Origin of the sequence: Psychrobacter sp. bablab_jr014 (assembly GCF_016464015.1) — a bacterium.
In the GTDB taxonomy this organism is placed as follows: Bacteria; Pseudomonadota; Gammaproteobacteria; order Pseudomonadales; family Moraxellaceae; genus Psychrobacter.
Genome location: NZ_JACDXT010000048.1, coordinates 50888 through 69847 on the forward strand (window position 1 = coordinate 50888; position 18960 = coordinate 69847).

Here is an 18960-nt window from a genome sequence, read left to right on the forward strand (position 1 = left end):
TTTTATCGACAGATACCCGCACATTTTATGAGCCTTTTTTTTAATGTCATTAGGACTCGCGTCTTGATATTGTATGGCTTCCGTCATTAAAGCGAATATAGAAAAAAATACGCTTTTCATTTTTCATTTGATAATGATTATTATCTGATTAAAGTAGGTAAGTATTGAGCCAACCAATATAGTGTAATGTTTGTGTCTGTAGCAACCAGAGATACCAAAAATATATCACGATTTGCTTAAGCGGTATATATGACGGATGACAGCGGTTATTTTTTTATAAAAAACAGTTAAAAATTTAAAACCATTATCATTATTGAAGGCTATAAACCCACATCCTGCAATGGATAAGTGATGGTAGTAATAATATGTTCTTTGGTGATCATATTCTTGATAGTGGCGGTATCGCCAAAATAAGCCTGCAAGCGCTCCGCCTGTACCCGAAAGTTTAAGCGCTTTTGTAAATCGTGCTGCACAATAAAGGTTTTTTTGGGCAAGGTCACATTGATGATGATACGCACCGTATGCTGGTGCCATGTGACTTCGACATTAATCACAATGGTCTCGGTCGTCACTTCAACGACATTAAAAAGTAAGCCTTCAAGTACACTTTGTAAGGTTAAGGCTGTAATGACCATATCATATAGAATATCGTCATCAGGCAAATGCCAGTAGACGATTAGCTTTTCGGACAAACGGATTGACTCAATCGCCAGATAATCCTCACACAGTGCCACTTCCTCTTCAAAACTAATCTCTTGAATACCGCTAAAGCTTGCTCGAAATAAGGAAGAGATGTTTTGAAGTAAGTTGGCGGCTTTTTGCGGATTGGTCTCGATCAAGCCATTTAAACTATTAATGGTATTAAAGAAAAAATGTGGTGCCAATCGCGCTTTAATAATATCATTTTGGGCGGTCAGTTTTTGTTCAAAGGATTGGTTGAGTGCAGACAGCTCACGGTAGCTACGTACAAAGTATAATAAAAACAAAAACGTAAAGCCGCCAGTAATGACCATCATCAGACCAACGGTTAAAATAAAGTTCGCAAGCGCATACTGCGTAAGGCCGATATTGATCATAAGTAGCAGCATCACCACTGTCCAAAACGCGGCGCTGGTTACCATGATTATTATGACAGTGATACTGACTTTAATGATGCTCATCTGCTTGATAATCGGGCGTAAATAGTCAATGAGATAAACGGCAGGAATGACGGTTAGAGCATTTCTAATAAAACGCGCAACAAAGCGCGTGATAAAGTCCAACCAAGTGTTCAAATCTTGGCGGTCTATCACGGTAACGAATAAAGACCAAAAAAATAAGTAGAGTAGCCATCGCCAAGGTGAAATCATCTGCATGAGCCTAGGCATAAAAAACTCTAGACGCTCAGCTAGTAAGGCAACCTCATCCTTTGCTATACTGGAGCTCTTATTTTTTTGACTTGTATTAGACCAATATGAATGCCACTTCTTCAAATCCTAATAATCCCAAGCAAGATAAAAGTTCAGCTGTTTCTGATTCTAGCATGAATACCTCACCAGCAGACAAGTCCAGTACAAGTGTCGGACAACAAATGTGGGGTGGGCGTTTTAGCGAAGCCACCGACAGTTTTGTTGCCGCATTTACCGCCTCGGTCGGCTTTGATCAGCGCTTTGCCCGCCACGACATCGAAGGCTCTATCGCGCATGCCACCATGCTAAAAGAATGCCAAATCCTGAGCGAAGAAGACGTTGCGACCATTATTGACGGTCTAAAACAAGTCTTGGCTGAGATTGAAGCGGGCGAGTTTAATTGGTCAGTGACCCTAGAAGACGTACACATGAATGTCGAATCGCGTCTGACCGATATCGTCGGTGCGGTCGGCAAAAAACTGCACACAGGTCGTAGCCGTAATGACCAAGTGGCAACCGATATCCGTCTGTGGCTACGCGAAGAGACCGACAATATCATCGCGCTACTCATCCGCCTGCAACGTGGTTTATTAGGTCTGGCTGAGCAGCACACTGATACCATCATGCCTGGCTTTACCCATTTACAGACCGCTCAGCCAGTCAGCTTCGGTCATCATGTGATGGCATGGTTTGAGATGCTGCATCGTGATACCGAGCGCTTAATTGACGCGCGCCGCCGCATCAATCAGATGCCACTTGGTAGCGCCGCGCTTGCGGGCACAACCTTCCCTATCGACCGCACCATCACTGCCGAATTGCTTGGCTTTGAAGGCATTTGCCAAAACTCACTAGACGCGGTATCTGACCGTGACTTTGCTATTGAATTTACCGCGGCGGCGTCGATTTTGATGATGCATCTGTCGCGCATGAGCGAAGAGATTATCCTATGGATGTCCGCGCAGTTTAACTTTGTACAGATTCCTGACCGTTTCTGCACAGGCTCATCGATTATGCCGCAAAAGAAAAATCCAGACGTGCCTGAGCTGGTACGCGGTAAAGCAGCGCGCGTGTTCGGTCAGTTAACAACCTTGCTCACGCTGATGAAAAACCAGCCGCTGGCGTACAATAAAGACAACCAAGAAGACAAAGAACCGCTGTTTGATTGCGTCGATACTTTGACAGGCTCGCTGCTGGCGTTTGCTGATATGCTACCAAACATCGTCCCAAACAAGGACAGCATGCGTGAAGCGACCATGAAAGGCTACGCGACGGCGACTGACTTGGCGGATTACTTGGTACGCCGTGGTGTGGCGTTCCGTGACGCGCACGAAGTCGTTGGCAATGCCGTTGCCCTTGGCATTAAAGAAGGCGTGGATTTAAGCGACTTGTCTTTGGCGCAATTACAATCGTTCAGCGATGCGATTGGTGAGGATGTGTTTGATTACTTAACCTTAGAAGGGTCATTGGCAGCTCGTGACCACTTGGGCGGCACAGCACCAAACCAAGTGCTGCAAGCGGTCGCGCGCGCCCGTACGCGTATCGATGCCCTAGAAGCCTAGTCTCAAAACAGTATCCGTTGCATCCCAAAATATAGGCCGCAACTGGGCAATAACAGAAGCACCCGCCATATTGCGGGTGTTTTTATATCCAATAATCAGGTAAAGTAATCGTTACGTATCCCCTGATAATAATTAGAGTCATAAGGAGAATAACAATGGCGGAAACTTTTAACCCCCAGAGCAACACCGTATTTTGTCGTAAATACAAGCAAGACTTGCCCAGAATGTCATACCCACCGTTTCCCAATAAGGTAGGACAAGAGCTGCAAGACACAGTGTCTGATAAGGCTTGGAAAGAGTGGCTTGAGCACCAAACCATGCTGATTAATGAAAATCATCTGAGCATGATGGACCCTGAAGCTAAGAAATTCTTGACCGAGCAGCGCAATAAGTTTTTGGACAATGAAGACTACGAACGCCCACAAGGGTGGACGCCTGAAAACAAATAAACCATAAAAAAGGGTCTGTTAATGCTAACAGACCCTTTTTTGAGGTTTGGTTTAATTGTCTTTTGACGCATCGACCGCTTGCTTGACGGTATGAAAATCGCTGTGGCGCACGTCTGTGCCGCTACTGATATAAATCACCAGCTCGGCGATGTTGCGCGCATGGTCGCCAATACGCTCAAGCGCGCGCAGCACCCACATCAGATTCATCACTTGTGTGACTTGGCGCGCATCTGACATGACATACGTCATCAGCGCCCTTACCGCCGACTGGTACTCGAAGTCAACACTACCATCATCGCGCATCACTTCAAATGCTTCGTTGGCGTGTAGTTTTTCAAAAGCCAGCAGCGCATTGTGCAGCATCAAGCGTACTTGGTTGCTCAGGTGCTGTACTTCATGGTGACAATAGGTGTTGTTGTGATTGTCGGCGGCAATTTGTTTGGCCATGTGCGCAATTTTGGTCGCTTCATCGCCGATGCGCTCGATATCTACCACGCCTTTACTCATCGCCATCACGTAGCGCAAATCACGCGCGGCAGGTTGGCGACGCGCTAAGAGCAGCAAAATATGCTCATCAATTTGCACTTCCATTTGATTGATATGGCTGTCGTACTCAATCACTTGCTCCGCTAGTGTGCTATCGCTGTCAATTAAGGCGCGCATGGCATGCGCTACCTGCTCACCCACTTGCGCGCCCATTTGCAAAAATAAGGTCGTGGTTTCTTTTAAATCATGGTCAAAGCTGGGCGAGGTGTGCGTCATTTGATGCGGCATGATGGTGTCCTCATAAGGCCAAATTAAGACAAAAAAATATGCCGCTACAGAGTGGCATCGGTAGCAATTATGGCAGCTTAACCGTAACGACCTGTGATGTAGTCTTCGGTCGCTTTTTGCGTGGGGTTGGTAAAGACTTGGTCGGTCTTGCCAATCTCAACCATATCACCCAGATACATATAGGCGGTGTAGTCTGAGATACGCGCCGCTTGCTGCATATTGTGGGTCACAATCGCGATTGTGTAGTCTTGTTTTAAGTCTTCAATCAAGTCTTCAATCGCGCCTGTTGAGATGGGGTCAAGGGCGGAGGTTGGCTCATCGAGCAGCAGTACTTCAGGCTTGGTAGCCACGCCGCGCGCGATACACAAGCGCTGCTGCTGACCACCTGAGAGTGACAGACCTGAGGCGTTTAGCTTGTTTTTAACCTCATCCCACAGTGCCGCTTTTTTAAGTGCCCATTCGACACGTTCGGCCAGATCCGCTTTAGACAGTTTTTCGTACAGACGCACACCAAAGGCAACATTATCAAAAATAGACATCGGGAACGGTGTCGGTTTTTGGAACACCATGCCGACACGAGCGCGTAGCAAATTGACATCGACCGACTTGTCCAAGATATTTTGCCCATCAAGGATGATTTGCCCATCCGCGCGCATGTTGGGATACAAATCATACATGCGGTTAAAGGTGCGCAGCAGGGTTGATTTACCGCAGCCTGATGGCCCGATAAACGCGGTCACTTGGCGGTCTGGAATGTCGATAGAGATATTTTTTAGTGCATGAAAATCACCGTAATGGAAGTTTAAATCACGGATTTGCATTTTCGCTGCGGGCGTTGCTTCTTCTGTTGTGCTGCTGGCACCTGCCTGCGCCTGTGTGTTGGCTTTTGTGTTGATAACAGGGGCCGATACAGGTGGCTGGGTGGTTTTTGTGTTCACGGCTGTGCTTTCTTCTGTAAATACGGATTTGGTTTTTGGTGTCTTGATAGCGGTGTCAGTCATGGGAGTATCCTTTTTTTCTATCTGATATGCGTTTGTGTGGCAATGGCTGAGTCGCAGCCGTGATTAATGACGCTCACGCGCACCGATATAACGGGCGATGACATTGAGCGCAAGCACCGTAAAGGTAATCAATAGCGCTGCTGCCCAAGCTAAGGCATGCCAGTTGTCATAAGGGCTCATGGCAAACTGATAAATGGTGTTTGGCATGTTGCCCATGGCGTTACTCATATCTAAGCTAAAGTATTGGTTGTTCAGCGCTGTAAATAGCAAAGGCGCGGTCTCACCCGTGATACGGGCGAATGCGAGCAGCACCCCTGTGGTCAAGCCTGCGCGCGCTGCTTTTACCGTTACGCTGAGCACCAGTTTCCACTTAGGCGTACCAAGCGCATACGCCGCTTCGCGTAAGGTATTGGGCACGAGCAGCAGCATGTTTTCAGTAGTACGCACCACCACAGGAATTACGATGAGTGCCAAAGCGCACGCCCCTGCCCAACCTGAAAAGCTGCCGCCTTTTACCATCAAGGCATAGACGAACAGACCAATCACGATAGAGGGTGCTGACAGCAAAATGTCATTTAAAAAACGAATGACTTGACCCAGCTTGTTGCCGCCTGAAAATTCCGCCAAATAAATACCCGCCAACATGCCAATCGGCGCACCGATAAACAAACCGCTACTGGCAATCATGATTGAACCCACGATGGCGTTGCGTAAACCACCCTCTGTCATCGGCGGCGGCGTGTCTGCGGTAAATACTGGCATCTCAATCAAGCCGCTCATGCCTTCGATACCGAGCGTGACCAAAATCCAAAGCAGCCAAAACAAACCAAAGACCATGGCAAAAGACGCAAAGCCCAGTCCGACCTTGTTCCACATACGGCGGCGGCGGTATAAGCCGCGGTCAATCTTTTGCGCGGGCGTGGTTGAGACAGGTGACACAGCAGTCAAGCTAGACATGCACATATTCCTTTTGATTCATCGGTCGCTGGATTGACCGTTCATACAACATAACGCTTATTAAAAGTAGTAAACCGTGCGCAGCGACTTAGTGTCCTGCGCGCTTGTCCATATTGCGCAGCATCAAGCGCGAGATACTCAGTACCACAAAAGTAATCATAAATAGAATCAAGCCAAGGTGTAGCAGTGACGCCAAGTGCAGTGGGTCAGAGGCTTCGGCAAATTCGTTGGCCAGCGCCGAGGTAATCGACACGCCAGAGGCGAACATACTTGGGTTGATGTTAAAGGTATTACCAATCAAGAAGGTCACCGCCATGGTCTCACCCAACGCACGACCCAAGCCCAAAATGACCCCACCGACCACACCGCCTTTGGTGTAAGGCAAGATGATTTTAAACATCACCTCCCACGTGGTCGCGCCCATACCGTAGGCGGATTCTTTGAGTAAATTGGGCACCACTGAGAACACATCACGCATGGTCGCGGCGATAAAGGGAATAATCATAATCGCTAAAACAAGCGCGGCGGTAAACAGACCAATACCCATCGGTGCACCGACGAACAGCTTACCAATCATAGGCAAATCACCCAAATGCTCGGTCAGCCACGGCTGGATGTTATTACCAAAAAACGGCGCAAATACGAACAGACCCCACATACCATAGATGATAGAGGGAATACCCGCGAGCAGCTCAATGGCGATGCCCAAAGGCTTCTTTAAAAAGGTTGGGCACAGCTCAGTCAAAAAGATGGCAATACCAAAGCTAATAGGCACCGCAATCACAATCGCCATAATCGAGGTCATCACCGTACCGTAAATCGGTGCCAGCGCCCCGTACTCGCCTGCAACAGGATCCCAGTTGTTGCTGGTATAAAAGTCAAAGCCAAAGGTCTGCATACTTGGCCATGCGCCAACAATCAAGGAGACCAAAATTGCCCCTAAGCTGAGCAGCACAAGCACCGCCGCTGCTTTGGTGGTATTTACAAAGACAGCATCCCAGCGCTTTTGTTTTGCCAATTGTGTTTGCAGATTGTGCCCTGCCATAGTCACCTCAACGTTGCTCTCATTACTCGAATAGATGCGCTAAATACAAGCGATGCAACGACGCCTGCGACCCACCCCTCGGCTTGGTCACAGACGTCATGCGTTAACGGTTCTTACTGTGGGGTATAGACAGGGTTGCCATCTTTATCAACCACTTGTTTCCAGCTGTCTTTAAACAGTGCCACGGCGGTATCTGAGAATGGCACGTAGTCCAGCTCAGTTGCTGCCGCGTCGCCTTGGTCGTACGCCCAGTTAAAGAAGTTCAGCACGCCTGCCACTTGTTTTGGATCTTGTGGCTGCTTGTGAACCAAGATAAAGGTCGCCGCAGCGATTGGCCATGCTTGGTCAGTTTCTGAGTTGGTAATGACTTTATAGAAGCCTTCTTGCTGAGACCAGTCGATGTCGCCTGCTGCCGCAAAGCTGTCGATTGATGGCTGTACAAAGTTACCCGCTGCGTTTTTCAAGGTCACGTGTGACATGTTGTTTTGCTTCGCGTACGCGTATTCCACATAGCCGATAGAGTTTTGCATACGGTTCACGTAGCTTGCCACGCCTTCGTTGCCTTTACCTGCCGCACCGCGGTCAGAGGTTGGCCACTTAACGGTTTTGTCCACACCGACACTGCTTTCCCACTCTGGTGATACTTTTGCCAAGTAGTCCGTGAAGTTAAAGGTCGTGCCTGAGCCGTCTGAACGGAATACAGTAGTAATTGGGCTGTCTGGTAGCGTCAAGTCTGGGTTTAGCGCCTTGATTGCCGCGTCATTCCACTTGCTGATGTTGCCAAGATAGATGTCCGCCAATACTTTACCGTCAAGCTTTAGTGCGCCAGGCTCAATGCCTTCGATATTCACGACAGGTACCACGCCACCGATAACGGTTGGGAACTGAATCAAGCCTTCTTTTTCTAGCTCTTCTGGCGTCATTGGCGCATCCGATGCCCCAAAATCAACCGTACCTGCAGTGATTTGCTTGATGCCGCCTGATGAGCCGATAGACTGATAGTTCACTTGGCCTTTGGTCGCTGCATTGTAGTCCGCTGACCACTTAGCATAGATAGGCTGTGGGAACGATGCGCCCGCGCCAGTAATGCTCATCGAAACTTTGTCGCTATCAACAGGTGCTGCACTGGCTGACTGCTGAGTGCTGTCAGCGCTCGTTGCAGGGGCAGTCGCTGCGCTGTTATCCGCCGCAGGCTCTGCAGTATCGGTTGATTGGTTACATGCCGTAAGCATGAGGGTACCACTGACGGCGACGGCTAATAACGAAAGACGCATGTAAAACTCCTGAAGTTTAACCACTGCTTATAAAAAGTATGTTTCTCGAATGCGTTGTATTTTGCCAAGATTTAATGACAGTTTTATGACAACTTTAGCGCAGTCGTTTTTATTAAAAAATTATTTCAAATCAAAGTAATACAAAAGCGTGATGTGTTTTTTATGTCCAAAAACACTAAAAATTGACATCAAAGCGAGACTTTTTTTTAAAAAAGCATTTGCCAAAATAGTATTAGCCGCGTGCCATGAAGTTTGTTAGTATGGGGCAGATGAACAACACTGGCAGACTCGGGGTGCGGTGGCTAATGTGATTGGTAAAACGCCAAACAACATTGCCCATTCGCTGAGATTTCACCCGCCGAACCTGATGCGGTTAGTACCGACGCAGGGAAGTCTGAGATGATGTATCGTGTGTGAGTGACGTGCTGAAAGGCAACGCTTTTATAATGCGCTTGTAAAAACAAAACCGCTTATAACAGTGACCAACGACGCTCACCAATATGCAGCGCATTCATTGATACTCAGCCGCTTGGCGTAAACACAAGCACGCACCGTATCGATATCGCCGCTATATACCTGACATCATCACTCCCCCCGCATATCTGGCGGTGTTGCTGTTTTTTAACCAACACGCTAGGATTGCATATGACGACTTCAGCCGATACCCGCCCCGCTGACAAGCGCGCGGACGCCTTAAAAACCCCAGCCCACCGTAACGCCAAAGATGCCCGCTTTGAAGAAGAAGCGCGCGACCTAGAACGCGTTTTACCTGCCTCCAAAAAAGTCTATATCCAAGGTTCACGCCCTGATATTCAAGTGCCGATGCGCGAGATTACCTTGACCGACACCCCTGTTGGCGGTACGGGCGCAAAAGAAGCCGAACAGAACCCGCCGTTTTATGTTTATGACACCTCAGGCGTCTACACTGACCCCAATCACCGCGTGGACTTGACCCGTGGTCTGCCCAAACTGCGCGAAGCGTGGATTGAAGAACGCGGCGACACTGAGCGCTTAGAGCAGTTGTCGAGCAGCTATGGTCAAGCGCGCGAACGGGACATCACCACCGCCAACTTGCGCTTTGCTCATATTGACAAGCCGCGCCGTGCCAAAGCGGGCGCGAACGTGACGCAAATGTACTACGCCCGCCGCGGTATCATCACCCCTGAGATGGAATACATCGCCATCCGCGAAACGCAAAAACAGCACGAGCTGACCGACATGCGCCAGCACGAGGGCGAGAGCTTTGGCGCAGGCACGCCAAGCGTCATCACCCCTGAATTTGTACGTGATGAAGTGGCGGCAGGTCGCGCCATTATCCCAAACAACATCAACCACCCAGAAAGCGAGCCGATGATTATTGGGCGTAATTTTTTGGTCAAAATTAATGCCAATATCGGCAACTCGGCGCTGGGCTCATCGATTGATGAAGAAGTGTCCAAAATGACGTGGGCAACGCGCTGGGGCGCGGACACCATCATGGACTTGTCCACGGGCAACCATATTCACGAAACCCGCGAATGGCTGATTCGTAACTCGCCTGTGCCGATTGGGACGGTGCCAATTTATCAAGCGCTCGAAAAAGTGGACGGCGTCGCCGAAGATTTAACGTGGGAGATTTTCCGCGATACCTTGATTGAGCAAGCCGAGCAAGGCGTGGATTATTTCACCATTCACGCAGGCGTCCTGCTTCGCTATGTGCCCTTGACCGCTCAGCGCTTAACGGGCATCGTCTCACGCGGCGGCTCGATTATGGCACAGTGGTGTCTTGCGCATCATAAAGAAAACTTCCTCTACACGCATTTTGAAGAAATTTGCGAGATTATGAAGGCGTATGATGTGGCGTTCAGCCTAGGTGATGGTCTGCGCCCTGGCTGTATCCAAGATGCCAATGACGAGGCGCAATTTGGCGAGCTAAAAACCTTGGGCGAGCTGACGCAAATCGCATGGGAACATGACGTGCAGGTGATGATTGAAGGTCCTGGACACGTGGCGATGAACCGCATCAAAGAAAACATGGAGCTGCAACTGGAAGTCTGTGCCGATGCACCATTTTATACCCTTGGTCCCTTAACCACCGACATCGCCCCTGGTTACGACCACATAACCAGCGCGATTGGTGCGGCAATGATTGGCTGGTTTGGCACCGCGATGCTGTGCTATGTGACGCCAAAAGAGCATTTGGGTCTGCCCAATAAAAAGGACGTCAAAGACGGTATCATCACCTATAAAATCGCCGCGCACGCCGCCGACCTTGCCAAAGGACATCCTGGCGCGCAGGCACGTGACAATGCGCTATCAAAAGCGCGTTTTGAATTCCGCTGGGATGACCAGTTTAATCTGGCACTCGACCCAGATACCGCGCGTGAATATCATGACGAAACCTTGCCAAAAGACGCGCACAAATCGGCACACTTTTGCTCAATGTGTGGGCCAAAGTTCTGCTCAATGAAAATCACCCAAAACGTGCGTGATTACGCGGCAGGTCTAGGGCACGGCGTGGATACCAGTACAGGCGATTTGAGCGATGAAGCGCACCGCATCAAGCGCGTAGACACCGAGCTGGTCGGACAAGTTGGCGAAGCGAGCCTCGATGAAGTGCGTCAAGGCATGGCAGAGATGAGCGAAAAGTACAACGCAGAAGGACGCCAGTTGTATAAAGAGGTGTAACACCTCCTAGCGGCTCAAACATATAGCAGCACATCATAAAGCCCTCGCAAACGACTGCTTGCGGGGGCTTTTCTTATCACTCTCCCAGCGGTTGGCTCAAACGATTAGCCAATCATGCGCACTTTTTTTACACCTTCGACGCCTGATAAATCTCATCAATCGAGGCGTTAATGGTTTCGGCAAATTCTTCATCGCTTTGCTGCTTGCTTAAGCCTTCGGTAAAGGCGCGTGAGAAGCTCGCGATGATGCCTGGGTTTTCGGCAAGTTTGGCACACGCATCCGTTCGGCTATAGCCACCTGATAGCGCCACGACTTTGAGCACTTTTGGATGGTCAACCAGCTCTTGGTAAAAGCCTGCTTCTTCAGGCAAAGTCAGCTTGAGCATCACTTGCTGGTCGTCGTTCAGGCGCTCAAGATTGTTTAGGATATTTACCTTTAGCAGTCGCTCGCAGCCGATTTTATCCGCGCTATTGATATCCACCTCTGGCTCAACGATAGGCATCAGACCCTTTGATAGGATTTGTTTTGCCACATCAAACTGCTGCTGTACCACCAGCTCGATACCGTCGACGTTTGGCTCATAGATGACCGAGCGCATTTTAGTGCCGAACACCGCATAGTTTTTGGCTTTATCAAGCAGCAAATCTAGATTTGGCATTGGCTTCATGACTTGGACGCCGCTCATTTGCTCTGCCAGCCCTTTATCGACCTTTAAAAACGGCACGATATTTTTATCATGCCACAGATAATCGGCGGTTGGCTTGCCATTGACTTCACGCTCCATGGTGTCTTCAAACAAAATCGCGCCAAGTACACGCTCACTGTCAAAGCAATCACAAGTCATGATACGCGCGCGCATCTCGTGTACCTGCTCAAACATTGCCTCATCGCTGTCGTATGCATCGCTCTCAACGCCATAGTTGGCAAGCGCTTTTGGCGTACTGCCGCCACTTTGATCCAGCGCGGCGATAAAGCTAGAGCCGTCTTTGATACGCTGTAATTGTTGTTGATATTCCATGAGGTGCTCATCCTATTTATTGTTGATAAAAGTCCAATCTTATCAGAAAAAATCGTGTTGCTGCCATGCCACTGCCAGCCAACTTGTGTGCAAAATACCTTACCACACCGCACGCAGATTGCCTATGCTCGCACGCCGTCCGTCACCATAACATAACAGGACGTGGATGAGGACGATAGCGCGGCAAATACAGCCAAGCCAAAGGGTTTATAATAAAAACAGCACCAGCACGCAGCTGATGGCGAGCACGATACCGAGCAGATTGATACCGCTTAAGCGCTCTTTAAACACGCCCACACCGATGATGCTGGCAAGCGCAATCACCCCGACATTCATCGCGGTAAAGACAATACTTGGACTGTCCGCAAGCACTTGATGCGCGCGAACATAGGCATAAATGTTGCCCATATTCAGCGCACCGAGCAGCACGCCTGCCATCAGCGCGCGCGGCTGCCAGTTGGGGCGCTGAATCAATAAATAAATGAACAATAGGATGCCTGCTAACCCAAAACTCACAAACAAGGTCAATGGAAATGCCGCGCCTTGTTTGGCGACTTGTTTAAACAAGATATCTACCGCGCCATAGCCTGCCCACACGGCAAACAGCCAAAAGGACAACGTGCTGACTTTCGCTATCGGCGTATTTTGTGTTTTAGCATCGGTGCTGTCTTTAGGCTGCGCTGGACGATACACCAGCGCAATAAGTGCCAAAAAGCCAAGCGCCAAACCAAGCAGCCGCGTTGCCGATAAGCTATCACCGAACCATACAAAGGCGGCAATAATCGGAATAATGAGTGATAAGCGCTGCGCGGCATCGGTCGCCACCATCCCCGCTACGCCAATGGCGCGACCCAGTATCACAAACACGGTCGGCAATATTACCCCAAGCGCCACAATAATCGCCCACGCCGTCCCCGTTAAGCTGCCAATGCTCGCCGTATCAGGCGCGAGCAATAATAAGGTCAGTAGAAAGGCAATCGGATAGCCTGCCAAGATGGTCTGACGAATGTCCAAATCCGCTTGGCGCAGCAGCTTTAACAGCACCGACACGCTAACGCTGCACAAGACAGCAATACTAAGATAAAGCATAAAAATGGCCTGCAATAAGAACAAAGATGCTCACCTATTTAGCAAGCGAGCATAAAACCGTGCAAGACATTAGCAAGTGCTTAAGCGTACGTCTAGCCATTTTTAGTGCGGGGAGTAGCGTCACTTATTTTAGCAATGCTATACACGAGCGTTTGATAGACGCAAATTACAATTAGTGTGCAGGTTTTAGTGTGCAAATTTGTTAAAATGACGCATCATTTTTATTAAAGTAACGACGCGGATGTCTGTCTTCCCGCGCGTTTTGTGCTGCCTATGAATACTTTATTTCGCTTTTTTGAATCTCGCCTGCCCGCCTTTCCAGAGACGCCTATGCCGCTGCCTCGGCATGGGCTGCTGCGCTTTATTTGGGCGTGTACCCACGGTCTGCGCGGCTGGCTCTTGCTGTTTATGGTGCTCTCAGCGGGCGTCGGTGTCTATGAAGCGATGCTGTTTGCGTGGATTGGGAACTTGGTCGATTGGCTCGGCATGTATACGCCTGAGACTTTGTGGCTGCAAAAAGGCGACATGCTGCTTCTGATGTTTGCGGTACTGATTTTAAGTCCGTTTTGGATTGCCTTATCGTCCTTGGTACATTTTCAGGTGATTCAGGGCGTGTTCCCGATGCAGATGCGCTGGCGCTTTCACCGCCGTATGCTCGGGCAGTCGATGCAATTTTACCAAGACGAGTTTTCAGGGCGCGTGTCCGCAAAAGTGATGCAAACCGCGCTTGCGGTGCGTGATACGGTGATGACCGTCACCGACATGATGATGTACGTGACCGTGTACTTTATCACCACGGGAGTGATTTTATTTAATCTTGACAGCTTATTACTCATTCCTTTTGCCATTTGGCTGGTGCTGTTTGGCGCAGCGATGTGGTATTTCATTCCCAAGCTAAAACGCACCGCGATTGCACAGGCGGACGCGCGCGCCTTGATGACAGGGCGCATCACCGATGCCTATGCCAACATCATGACCGTCAAATTGTTTAGCCACTCGCGCCGTGAGCTGGACTATGCCAAGCACGCGATGGGGCAGTTTTTGGGCACAGTACACGCGCAAATGCGTTGGGTCAGCTACCTTGAGGTGGCCAATCACACTATTAGTGTAACCTTGATTGGCTCAACCGCGGTTATCGGTATTTATTTGTGGCAAGATGGCGCGGTCGGCGTGGGCGCGATTGCCGCCGCGACCGCTATGGCGCTGCGTCTAAATGGTCTGACGCACTGGATTATGTGGCAGACCAGCAGTCTGTTCGAAAGTATTGGCACGGTACAAGATGGCATGCGTACCCTCTCCACGCCGCAAGCGATTACCGACCGTCCTGATGCCAAAGACTTGACCGTCACCGATGGACACATCGTCTTTGACCACGTGGATTTTAGTTACGAAGACAAAGGCGATGCGCTGGCGGACAACGAAGGCGCGATTATTGATACGCTCAAAACTGCGGCGAAGAAAACCCAAACCGTAAAACTGCTTGATGACTTTTATTTAGACATCAAAGCGGGTGAAAAAATTGGCTTGGTCGGGCGTTCGGGTGCGGGTAAATCGACCTTGGTCAATCTGCTGCTGCGCTTTTATGATGTCGATAGCGGTAAGATTTGTATCGATGGGCAAGCGATTGACGCGGTCACGCAAGAGTCATTGCGTCAGACCATCGGCATGGTGACGCAAGACACCTCCCTACTACACCGCACGGTACGTGAAAACATCGCCTACGGTCGCCCTGATGCCACCGATGAAGACATCATCGCCGCCACCAAAAAGGCACAGGCGTGGGACTTTATCCAAGGGCTGCGCGATGATAAAGGCAATACTGGACTCGATACCCAAGTCGGCGAACGCGGGGTGAAGCTCTCAGGCGGTCAGCGCCAACGTATCGCCATCGCCCGCGTGATGCTCAAAAACGCACCGATTCTACTGCTTGATGAGGCGACCAGTGCGCTTGATTCTGAGATTGAATTTGCGATTACCGAAAGTCTAAACGACATCATGACGGGCAAAACCGTGATTGCCATTGCCCACCGTTTATCGACCATCGCCGCGCTCGACAGATTGGTGGTAATGGACAAAGGACACATCATTGAACAAGGCAGCCATGACGAATTACTTGAACTCGACGGCGTATACGCCAAGCTGTGGCAACGTCAAAGCGGCGGCTTTTTGGGTGAAGATTAAAATAATGATAAGCGGCCTGAATAATGCCTGAGACTTTACCGCAAACCCTACCTGACAATCTGCTGCCTTATGATGGCGCGCTATATGATTTGGGCTTGCTCACCCACCCAAAGTACAGCATAGAGGCCTGTTATGGGCAGCTGCTTGAGTTGCCGTGGCAGTCGGACAAGGTCACATTATTTGGCAAGACGCACATCACCAAACGGCGCGTGGTGTGGATGGGCAATGACGGTATCTGCTATCGCTATTCGGGACACACGCGCCATAGCATCCCGTGGCATCCACTGGTCTATGACATCAAGCGACAAATTGAAGCCAAATTGCACGCACTTGGTATTCTAGAAACCGCAGGCGATTATTTTAACGCCTGCTTATTAAACGACTACCCAACAGGCAATGAGGGCATGGGCTATCACGCGGACAACGAAGCCGCGCTCGGTGACGCGCCATTGATTGCCACATGGTCATTAGGCGCTACTCGCAAAATCGCCTTTAAGCATCAGCGCACCCGCTGCCGTATTGAACTACTACTGCCAAGCGGAGCGCTAAACCTGATGGCAGGCGCAACGCAAGCGCATTGGAAACACACCATTCCAAAAACCAAAAAAGCCGATACAGGACGTATCAGCTTAACCTTTCGGCGTATTCTGTTTTAACAGTTGCTTGTCATTATCAGGCCAGTAAATGACCGGCCTGATAAATCTATGCTCTATAAATAGCCATTTAGGCCTGCAAAACAATCTTGCCAAAGGCATCGCCTTTTTGAATCTCATGATGCGCGGCAACCGCTTCTGATAGCGGATACACTTGCTGAATTTTCAAGGTCAATGTGCCGTCTGCCACCATTTGTAATACGCGCGCCATATCTTCACCGTTACGCTCTGCCTTATAACCTGCGACTTGCAGATCTTTTTGTGCGCCTGCTTCCTTGAGTTTATCAACCCAAATGGTTGGCAAGACATAGACGCGAGCGCCCGACTTTAGCGTATCAAGGGCGCGCACGCCTGCATCCCCACCGACCAAATCGAGCAAGACATCAGCCTGCAACTCAGGAAACGCGCCGTCTTTGGTGTAGTCAATCCATTCGTTTAACGTACTGGTATCAATCAGCTCACCCAGTTTTTTATATTTTTCTGGCGAGCAAATGACAGTGACTTTAATATCATCGTTAATGATTTTTTCGGCCAATAATTGAATCAATAAATGCCCAACGCCACCCGCTGGCGCATTAATCACCACGTGCTCGCCCGCTTTGATGTCTGCAAATTCGACAAACTGTAGCGCGGTTTGTCCGATACACGGCAGCGCGCCTGCTTGCTTGAGGCTTACTGATTCAGGCACTTTTGCCAATAAATGACCATCGACTGCCGCATATTCGGCATAGCAGCTGCCACTAAAGGACAAAGCGGCAACCTTATCGCCCACTTGATAGGCGTCATCGTTGCTCGCAACCACTTCTCCTGCCATATCAAAGCCCAAAATCGCAGGCTCGTTTTTTGAGAATTTATTGTCTTGAATCGCTTCTGCGCCCCAGCCTTTACCTTGGCGGGTTTTATAATCCACAGGGTTGACACTGGTATAAGCAATTTTGACAAGGACTTGCTTATCCGCAAGCTCAGGCACAGCCACACCATCTTCGTAGTGCATGACTTCAGGCTCGCCAAATTCACGTATCAAAACAGCGTGCTGAGTCGTTGGTAGTGAAGCGTTTGACATGGTTATATCCTTTTATTGGTTTATTATTTTATCTTTGTTTGGTATGGCAAGTTAATAAACTGCCCTAGCACCCTATCATAATAATGCCAGCTCTGCACTGATGGGCAGATGGTCGGAGAGGTCAGACCATGGTTTACCGCTGTGTACCCACGCACGTTTGACTGATAGATTACGCACGTAAATACGGTCAAGGCTCAATACAGGCAGCTTGGCAGGAAAGGTTGGCTCAAGGCTACCATGACAAACTTTAAAGGCTTCACTCATACCCAAATCGCTTGCCAGCTTATCGCAAGACAGTTTTTTCCAGTCGTTAAAATCACCTGCCAGCACCAGCGGCTGATCAGCAGCAATCTCGTGACGTACATAATCGCTGATGGCTTGATACTGCTTAATACGGTCGCGCTCAAATAAGTTTAAATGCGCGCAAAGTACCACCAGTGGACGCGACCACCCCACAGGCTGTACTTCGCAGTGCAGTACGCCGCGCCGCTCAAGTCGATTGACGGTGATGTTGACATTGTGTTTGGGGTCTAAAGGAAAACGACTAAGCACCGCATTGCCGTGATGACCATGGTCATATTCGCAGTTTTTACCATAGCTGTTTTCGAGCTGTAGATATTCCCCAAACCATTCATGCTGCGACTGATCGGGGTATTCGTTGTATTGCATGGTGCGCTTGAGGTTTTGTCCCTGCACTTCTTGCAAGCACAAAACATCTGACCCGACCGTATCTAAAGCTTCAGCGATGCCCTGCATTTTGACTTGCCGATTAAAAATAGACATGCCTTTGTGGATGTTGTAACTGGTCAAAACAAATGTGTTTGTACTCATAAAAAACGCCATGACAATAAAAATAATAAAACACAAGATCGCTACAGCTTAGCATACGCGGATTGACCGTATATTTTTTCTAACCGTACGTCTTTTCCAAATACTCAATGATGTCTTTAGACTCAAACATGTGGGTATCAGTATTGGGGTCAATCAAATACGGGAACTGCAATTTGTCATGCATCACCTCTTTCATCACGTGTTCGCGCTTGCCACCTTTAATAGGATGATACTCACCCAAGCCCAAGCGCACACCAAACACGCCAATGTCCTCAATCTGCTCACGCGCGACACTGTGACTGATAAAGCCAATCTCCAGCTCGCTGAGCTTTTCGCGCACAAGGCGACAAAATGGACTGGCTTCAAAGCCATACAGATGCAGCGGCTCATCAGGACGACCACGTGCTTGGTTTTTGTCAGGATGTACCGCTTTGACGCCGCGCATCATTGAGACCACGCTGGCGCCCTTGTTAATCACAGTCGCCTTGTCACCTTTGGGTGCTTGGTAGCGTTCTGGAGTCACGCCATTTTTAGAATAGTTGGCGAACAGATGGTCGATGATGGCTTGCGAATCCAAAATCTTATCCTCAGTATTGTCATCAACTAAGAACGGCACTTGCGCCTTACCCGCCAGCGCTTTTAATTCATCACGGTACACATGTCCTTTGTGCGGGCTGGGACGGCTTTCGTAGTCAAGATTGAGGTGCGTCATGACTTCACGCACACGGCGCGAGTATGGGCAGGCTTCATGCTCATACAGCACCAGCATTTTTTCAGGCATGATGGGCTTTGGCGTACCCATATTACCGCGTCCGCCGCGCATTAATGTACTGGCGGTGGCTTGCAAACTTTTAATATGGTGGCCGATAGCATTGTTGGGAAGTATCATGAGGTTTATCCTAGGTTATTGTTTTGATTGTTGTGCAGGCAAAGTATTTTTTATGGTAAAAAAGGGACTAAAAACGATAAGGGCGCACAGGCTTACCAAAACCCATGCGCCTTATACTGTTG

Annotated in this window: 16 protein-coding genes and 1 riboswitch; of the genes, 5 read left to right on the plus strand and 11 right to left on the minus strand. The window is 49.3% G+C overall.

Annotated features, from left to right (window positions below; all coding sequences use genetic code 11):
• Positions 1 to 320: 320 nt before the first annotated feature.
• Entirely contained in the window at positions 321 to 1349 is a 1029-nt protein-coding gene (locus JIE71_RS10565) for a histidine kinase (RefSeq protein ID WP_228284640.1), read from the minus strand.
• 221 nt (positions 1350 to 1570) lie between these two features.
• Here JIE71_RS10565 and argH point away from each other — a divergent pair, with 221 nt between their 5' ends.
• Positions 1571 to 2947, plus strand: coding sequence for an argininosuccinate lyase (gene argH / locus JIE71_RS10570; RefSeq protein ID WP_199508743.1), 1377 nt, complete (start codon positions 1571 to 1573; stop codon positions 2945 to 2947).
• Between the two features lie 155 nt (positions 2948 to 3102).
• Positions 3103 to 3396, plus strand: a complete 294-nt coding sequence (locus tag JIE71_RS10575) for an oxidative damage protection protein (RefSeq protein WP_199508679.1) — start codon at positions 3103 to 3105, stop codon at positions 3394 to 3396.
• 51 nt (positions 3397 to 3447) lie between these two features.
• Here the strand turns inward: JIE71_RS10575 and phoU are convergent, their stop codons facing one another.
• From phoU to pstS, 5 genes are all read right to left on the minus strand, one after another.
• Entirely contained in the window at positions 3448 to 4170 is a 723-nt protein-coding gene (gene phoU / locus JIE71_RS10580) for a phosphate signaling complex protein PhoU (protein ID WP_199508680.1), read from the minus strand.
• Between the two features lie 77 nt (positions 4171 to 4247).
• Entirely contained in the window at positions 4248 to 5171 is a 924-nt protein-coding gene (gene pstB / locus JIE71_RS10585) for a phosphate ABC transporter ATP-binding protein PstB (RefSeq protein WP_199508681.1), read from the minus strand.
• A 63-nt stretch (positions 5172 to 5234) separates the two neighbouring features.
• Complete coding sequence (gene pstA / locus JIE71_RS10590) at positions 5235 to 6047, minus strand: phosphate ABC transporter permease PstA (protein WP_228284650.1); 813 nt, start codon at positions 6045 to 6047, stop codon at positions 5235 to 5237.
• Positions 6048 to 6216: 169 nt separating this feature from the next.
• Entirely contained in the window at positions 6217 to 7173 is a 957-nt protein-coding gene (pstC, locus tag JIE71_RS10595) for a phosphate ABC transporter permease subunit PstC (RefSeq protein ID WP_199508683.1), read from the minus strand.
• Positions 7174 to 7286: 113 nt separating this feature from the next.
• Complete coding sequence (pstS, locus tag JIE71_RS10600; RefSeq protein WP_199508684.1) at positions 7287 to 8447, minus strand: phosphate ABC transporter substrate-binding protein PstS; 1161 nt, start codon at positions 8445 to 8447, stop codon at positions 7287 to 7289.
• Between the two features lie 279 nt (positions 8448 to 8726).
• A riboswitch (TPP riboswitch) is annotated at positions 8727 to 8855 on the plus strand.
• A gap of 237 nt (positions 8856 to 9092) precedes the next feature.
• Between pstS and thiC the strand changes: the two genes are divergently transcribed.
• A complete protein-coding gene (gene thiC / locus JIE71_RS10605; protein ID WP_199508685.1) occupies positions 9093 to 11114 on the plus strand; it encodes a phosphomethylpyrimidine synthase ThiC in 2022 nt (673 codons plus the stop codon).
• Between the two features lie 127 nt (positions 11115 to 11241).
• Here the strand turns inward: thiC and JIE71_RS10610 are convergent, their stop codons facing one another.
• On the minus strand, positions 11242 to 12132 hold the full coding sequence (locus JIE71_RS10610) for a fructose bisphosphate aldolase (RefSeq protein ID WP_199508686.1): 891 nt from the start codon (positions 12130 to 12132) through the stop codon (positions 11242 to 11244).
• A gap of 207 nt (positions 12133 to 12339) precedes the next feature.
• Positions 12340 to 13221: an EamA/RhaT family transporter gene (locus JIE71_RS10615; RefSeq protein WP_199508687.1), complete on the minus strand. Its 882-nt coding sequence runs from the start codon at positions 13219 to 13221 to the stop codon at positions 12340 to 12342.
• A 273-nt stretch (positions 13222 to 13494) separates the two neighbouring features.
• Here JIE71_RS10615 and JIE71_RS10620 point away from each other — a divergent pair, with 273 nt between their 5' ends.
• The gene (locus tag JIE71_RS10620) at positions 13495 to 15402 is read left to right on the plus strand and encodes an ABC transporter ATP-binding protein (protein WP_199508688.1); all 1908 of its coding nucleotides are present in this window, start codon (positions 13495 to 13497) and stop codon (positions 15400 to 15402) included.
• A gap of 23 nt (positions 15403 to 15425) precedes the next feature.
• On the plus strand, positions 15426 to 16058 hold the full coding sequence (locus tag JIE71_RS10625; RefSeq protein ID WP_199508689.1) for an alpha-ketoglutarate-dependent dioxygenase AlkB family protein: 633 nt from the start codon (positions 15426 to 15428) through the stop codon (positions 16056 to 16058).
• A 67-nt stretch (positions 16059 to 16125) separates the two neighbouring features.
• Here the strand turns inward: JIE71_RS10625 and JIE71_RS10630 are convergent, their stop codons facing one another.
• The 3 genes from JIE71_RS10630 to JIE71_RS10640 form a co-directional block, all read right to left on the minus strand.
• A complete protein-coding gene (locus JIE71_RS10630) occupies positions 16126 to 17118 on the minus strand; it encodes an NADP-dependent oxidoreductase (RefSeq protein WP_199508690.1) in 993 nt (330 codons plus the stop codon).
• Between the two features lie 75 nt (positions 17119 to 17193).
• Positions 17194 to 17949 (minus strand): endonuclease/exonuclease/phosphatase family protein, encoded by a 756-nt coding sequence (locus tag JIE71_RS10635; protein WP_199508691.1) that lies wholly within the window; start codon positions 17947 to 17949, stop codon positions 17194 to 17196.
• A gap of 79 nt (positions 17950 to 18028) precedes the next feature.
• Positions 18029 to 18838, minus strand: a complete 810-nt coding sequence (locus JIE71_RS10640) for a glutathione S-transferase N-terminal domain-containing protein (protein WP_199508692.1) — start codon at positions 18836 to 18838, stop codon at positions 18029 to 18031.
• Positions 18839 to 18960: the final 122 nt, after the last annotated feature.

Coding starts and splice junctions, on each gene's coding strand:
- JIE71_RS10565 (WP_228284640.1), bottom strand. CDS start 1,349: ATGATTTCACCTTGGCGATGGCTACTCTACTTATTTTTTTGGTCTTTA.
- argH (WP_199508743.1), top strand. CDS start 1,571: ATGTGGGGTGGGCGTTTTAGCGAAGCCACCGACAGTTTTGTTGCCGCA.
- JIE71_RS10575 (WP_199508679.1), top strand. CDS start 3,103: ATGGCGGAAACTTTTAACCCCCAGAGCAACACCGTATTTTGTCGTAAA.
- phoU (WP_199508680.1), bottom strand. CDS start 4,170: ATGCCGCATCAAATGACGCACACCTCGCCCAGCTTTGACCATGATTTA.
- pstB (WP_199508681.1), bottom strand. CDS start 5,171: ATGACTGACACCGCTATCAAGACACCAAAAACCAAATCCGTATTTACA.
- pstA (WP_228284650.1), bottom strand. CDS start 6,047: ATGTGGAACAAGGTCGGACTGGGCTTTGCGTCTTTTGCCATGGTCTTT.
- pstC (WP_199508683.1), bottom strand. CDS start 7,173: ATGGCAGGGCACAATCTGCAAACACAATTGGCAAAACAAAAGCGCTGG.
- pstS (WP_199508684.1), bottom strand. CDS start 8,447: ATGCGTCTTTCGTTATTAGCCGTCGCCGTCAGTGGTACCCTCATGCTT.
- thiC (WP_199508685.1), top strand. CDS start 9,093: ATGACGACTTCAGCCGATACCCGCCCCGCTGACAAGCGCGCGGACGCC.
- JIE71_RS10610 (WP_199508686.1), bottom strand. CDS start 12,132: ATGGAATATCAACAACAATTACAGCGTATCAAAGACGGCTCTAGCTTT.
- JIE71_RS10615 (WP_199508687.1), bottom strand. CDS start 13,221: ATGCTTTATCTTAGTATTGCTGTCTTGTGCAGCGTTAGCGTGTCGGTG.
- JIE71_RS10620 (WP_199508688.1), top strand. CDS start 13,495: ATGAATACTTTATTTCGCTTTTTTGAATCTCGCCTGCCCGCCTTTCCA.
- JIE71_RS10625 (WP_199508689.1), top strand. CDS start 15,426: ATGCCTGAGACTTTACCGCAAACCCTACCTGACAATCTGCTGCCTTAT.
- JIE71_RS10630 (WP_199508690.1), bottom strand. CDS start 17,118: ATGTCAAACGCTTCACTACCAACGACTCAGCACGCTGTTTTGATACGT.
- JIE71_RS10635 (WP_199508691.1), bottom strand. CDS start 17,949: ATGAGTACAAACACATTTGTTTTGACCAGTTACAACATCCACAAAGGC.
- JIE71_RS10640 (WP_199508692.1), bottom strand. CDS start 18,838: ATGATACTTCCCAACAATGCTATCGGCCACCATATTAAAAGTTTGCAA.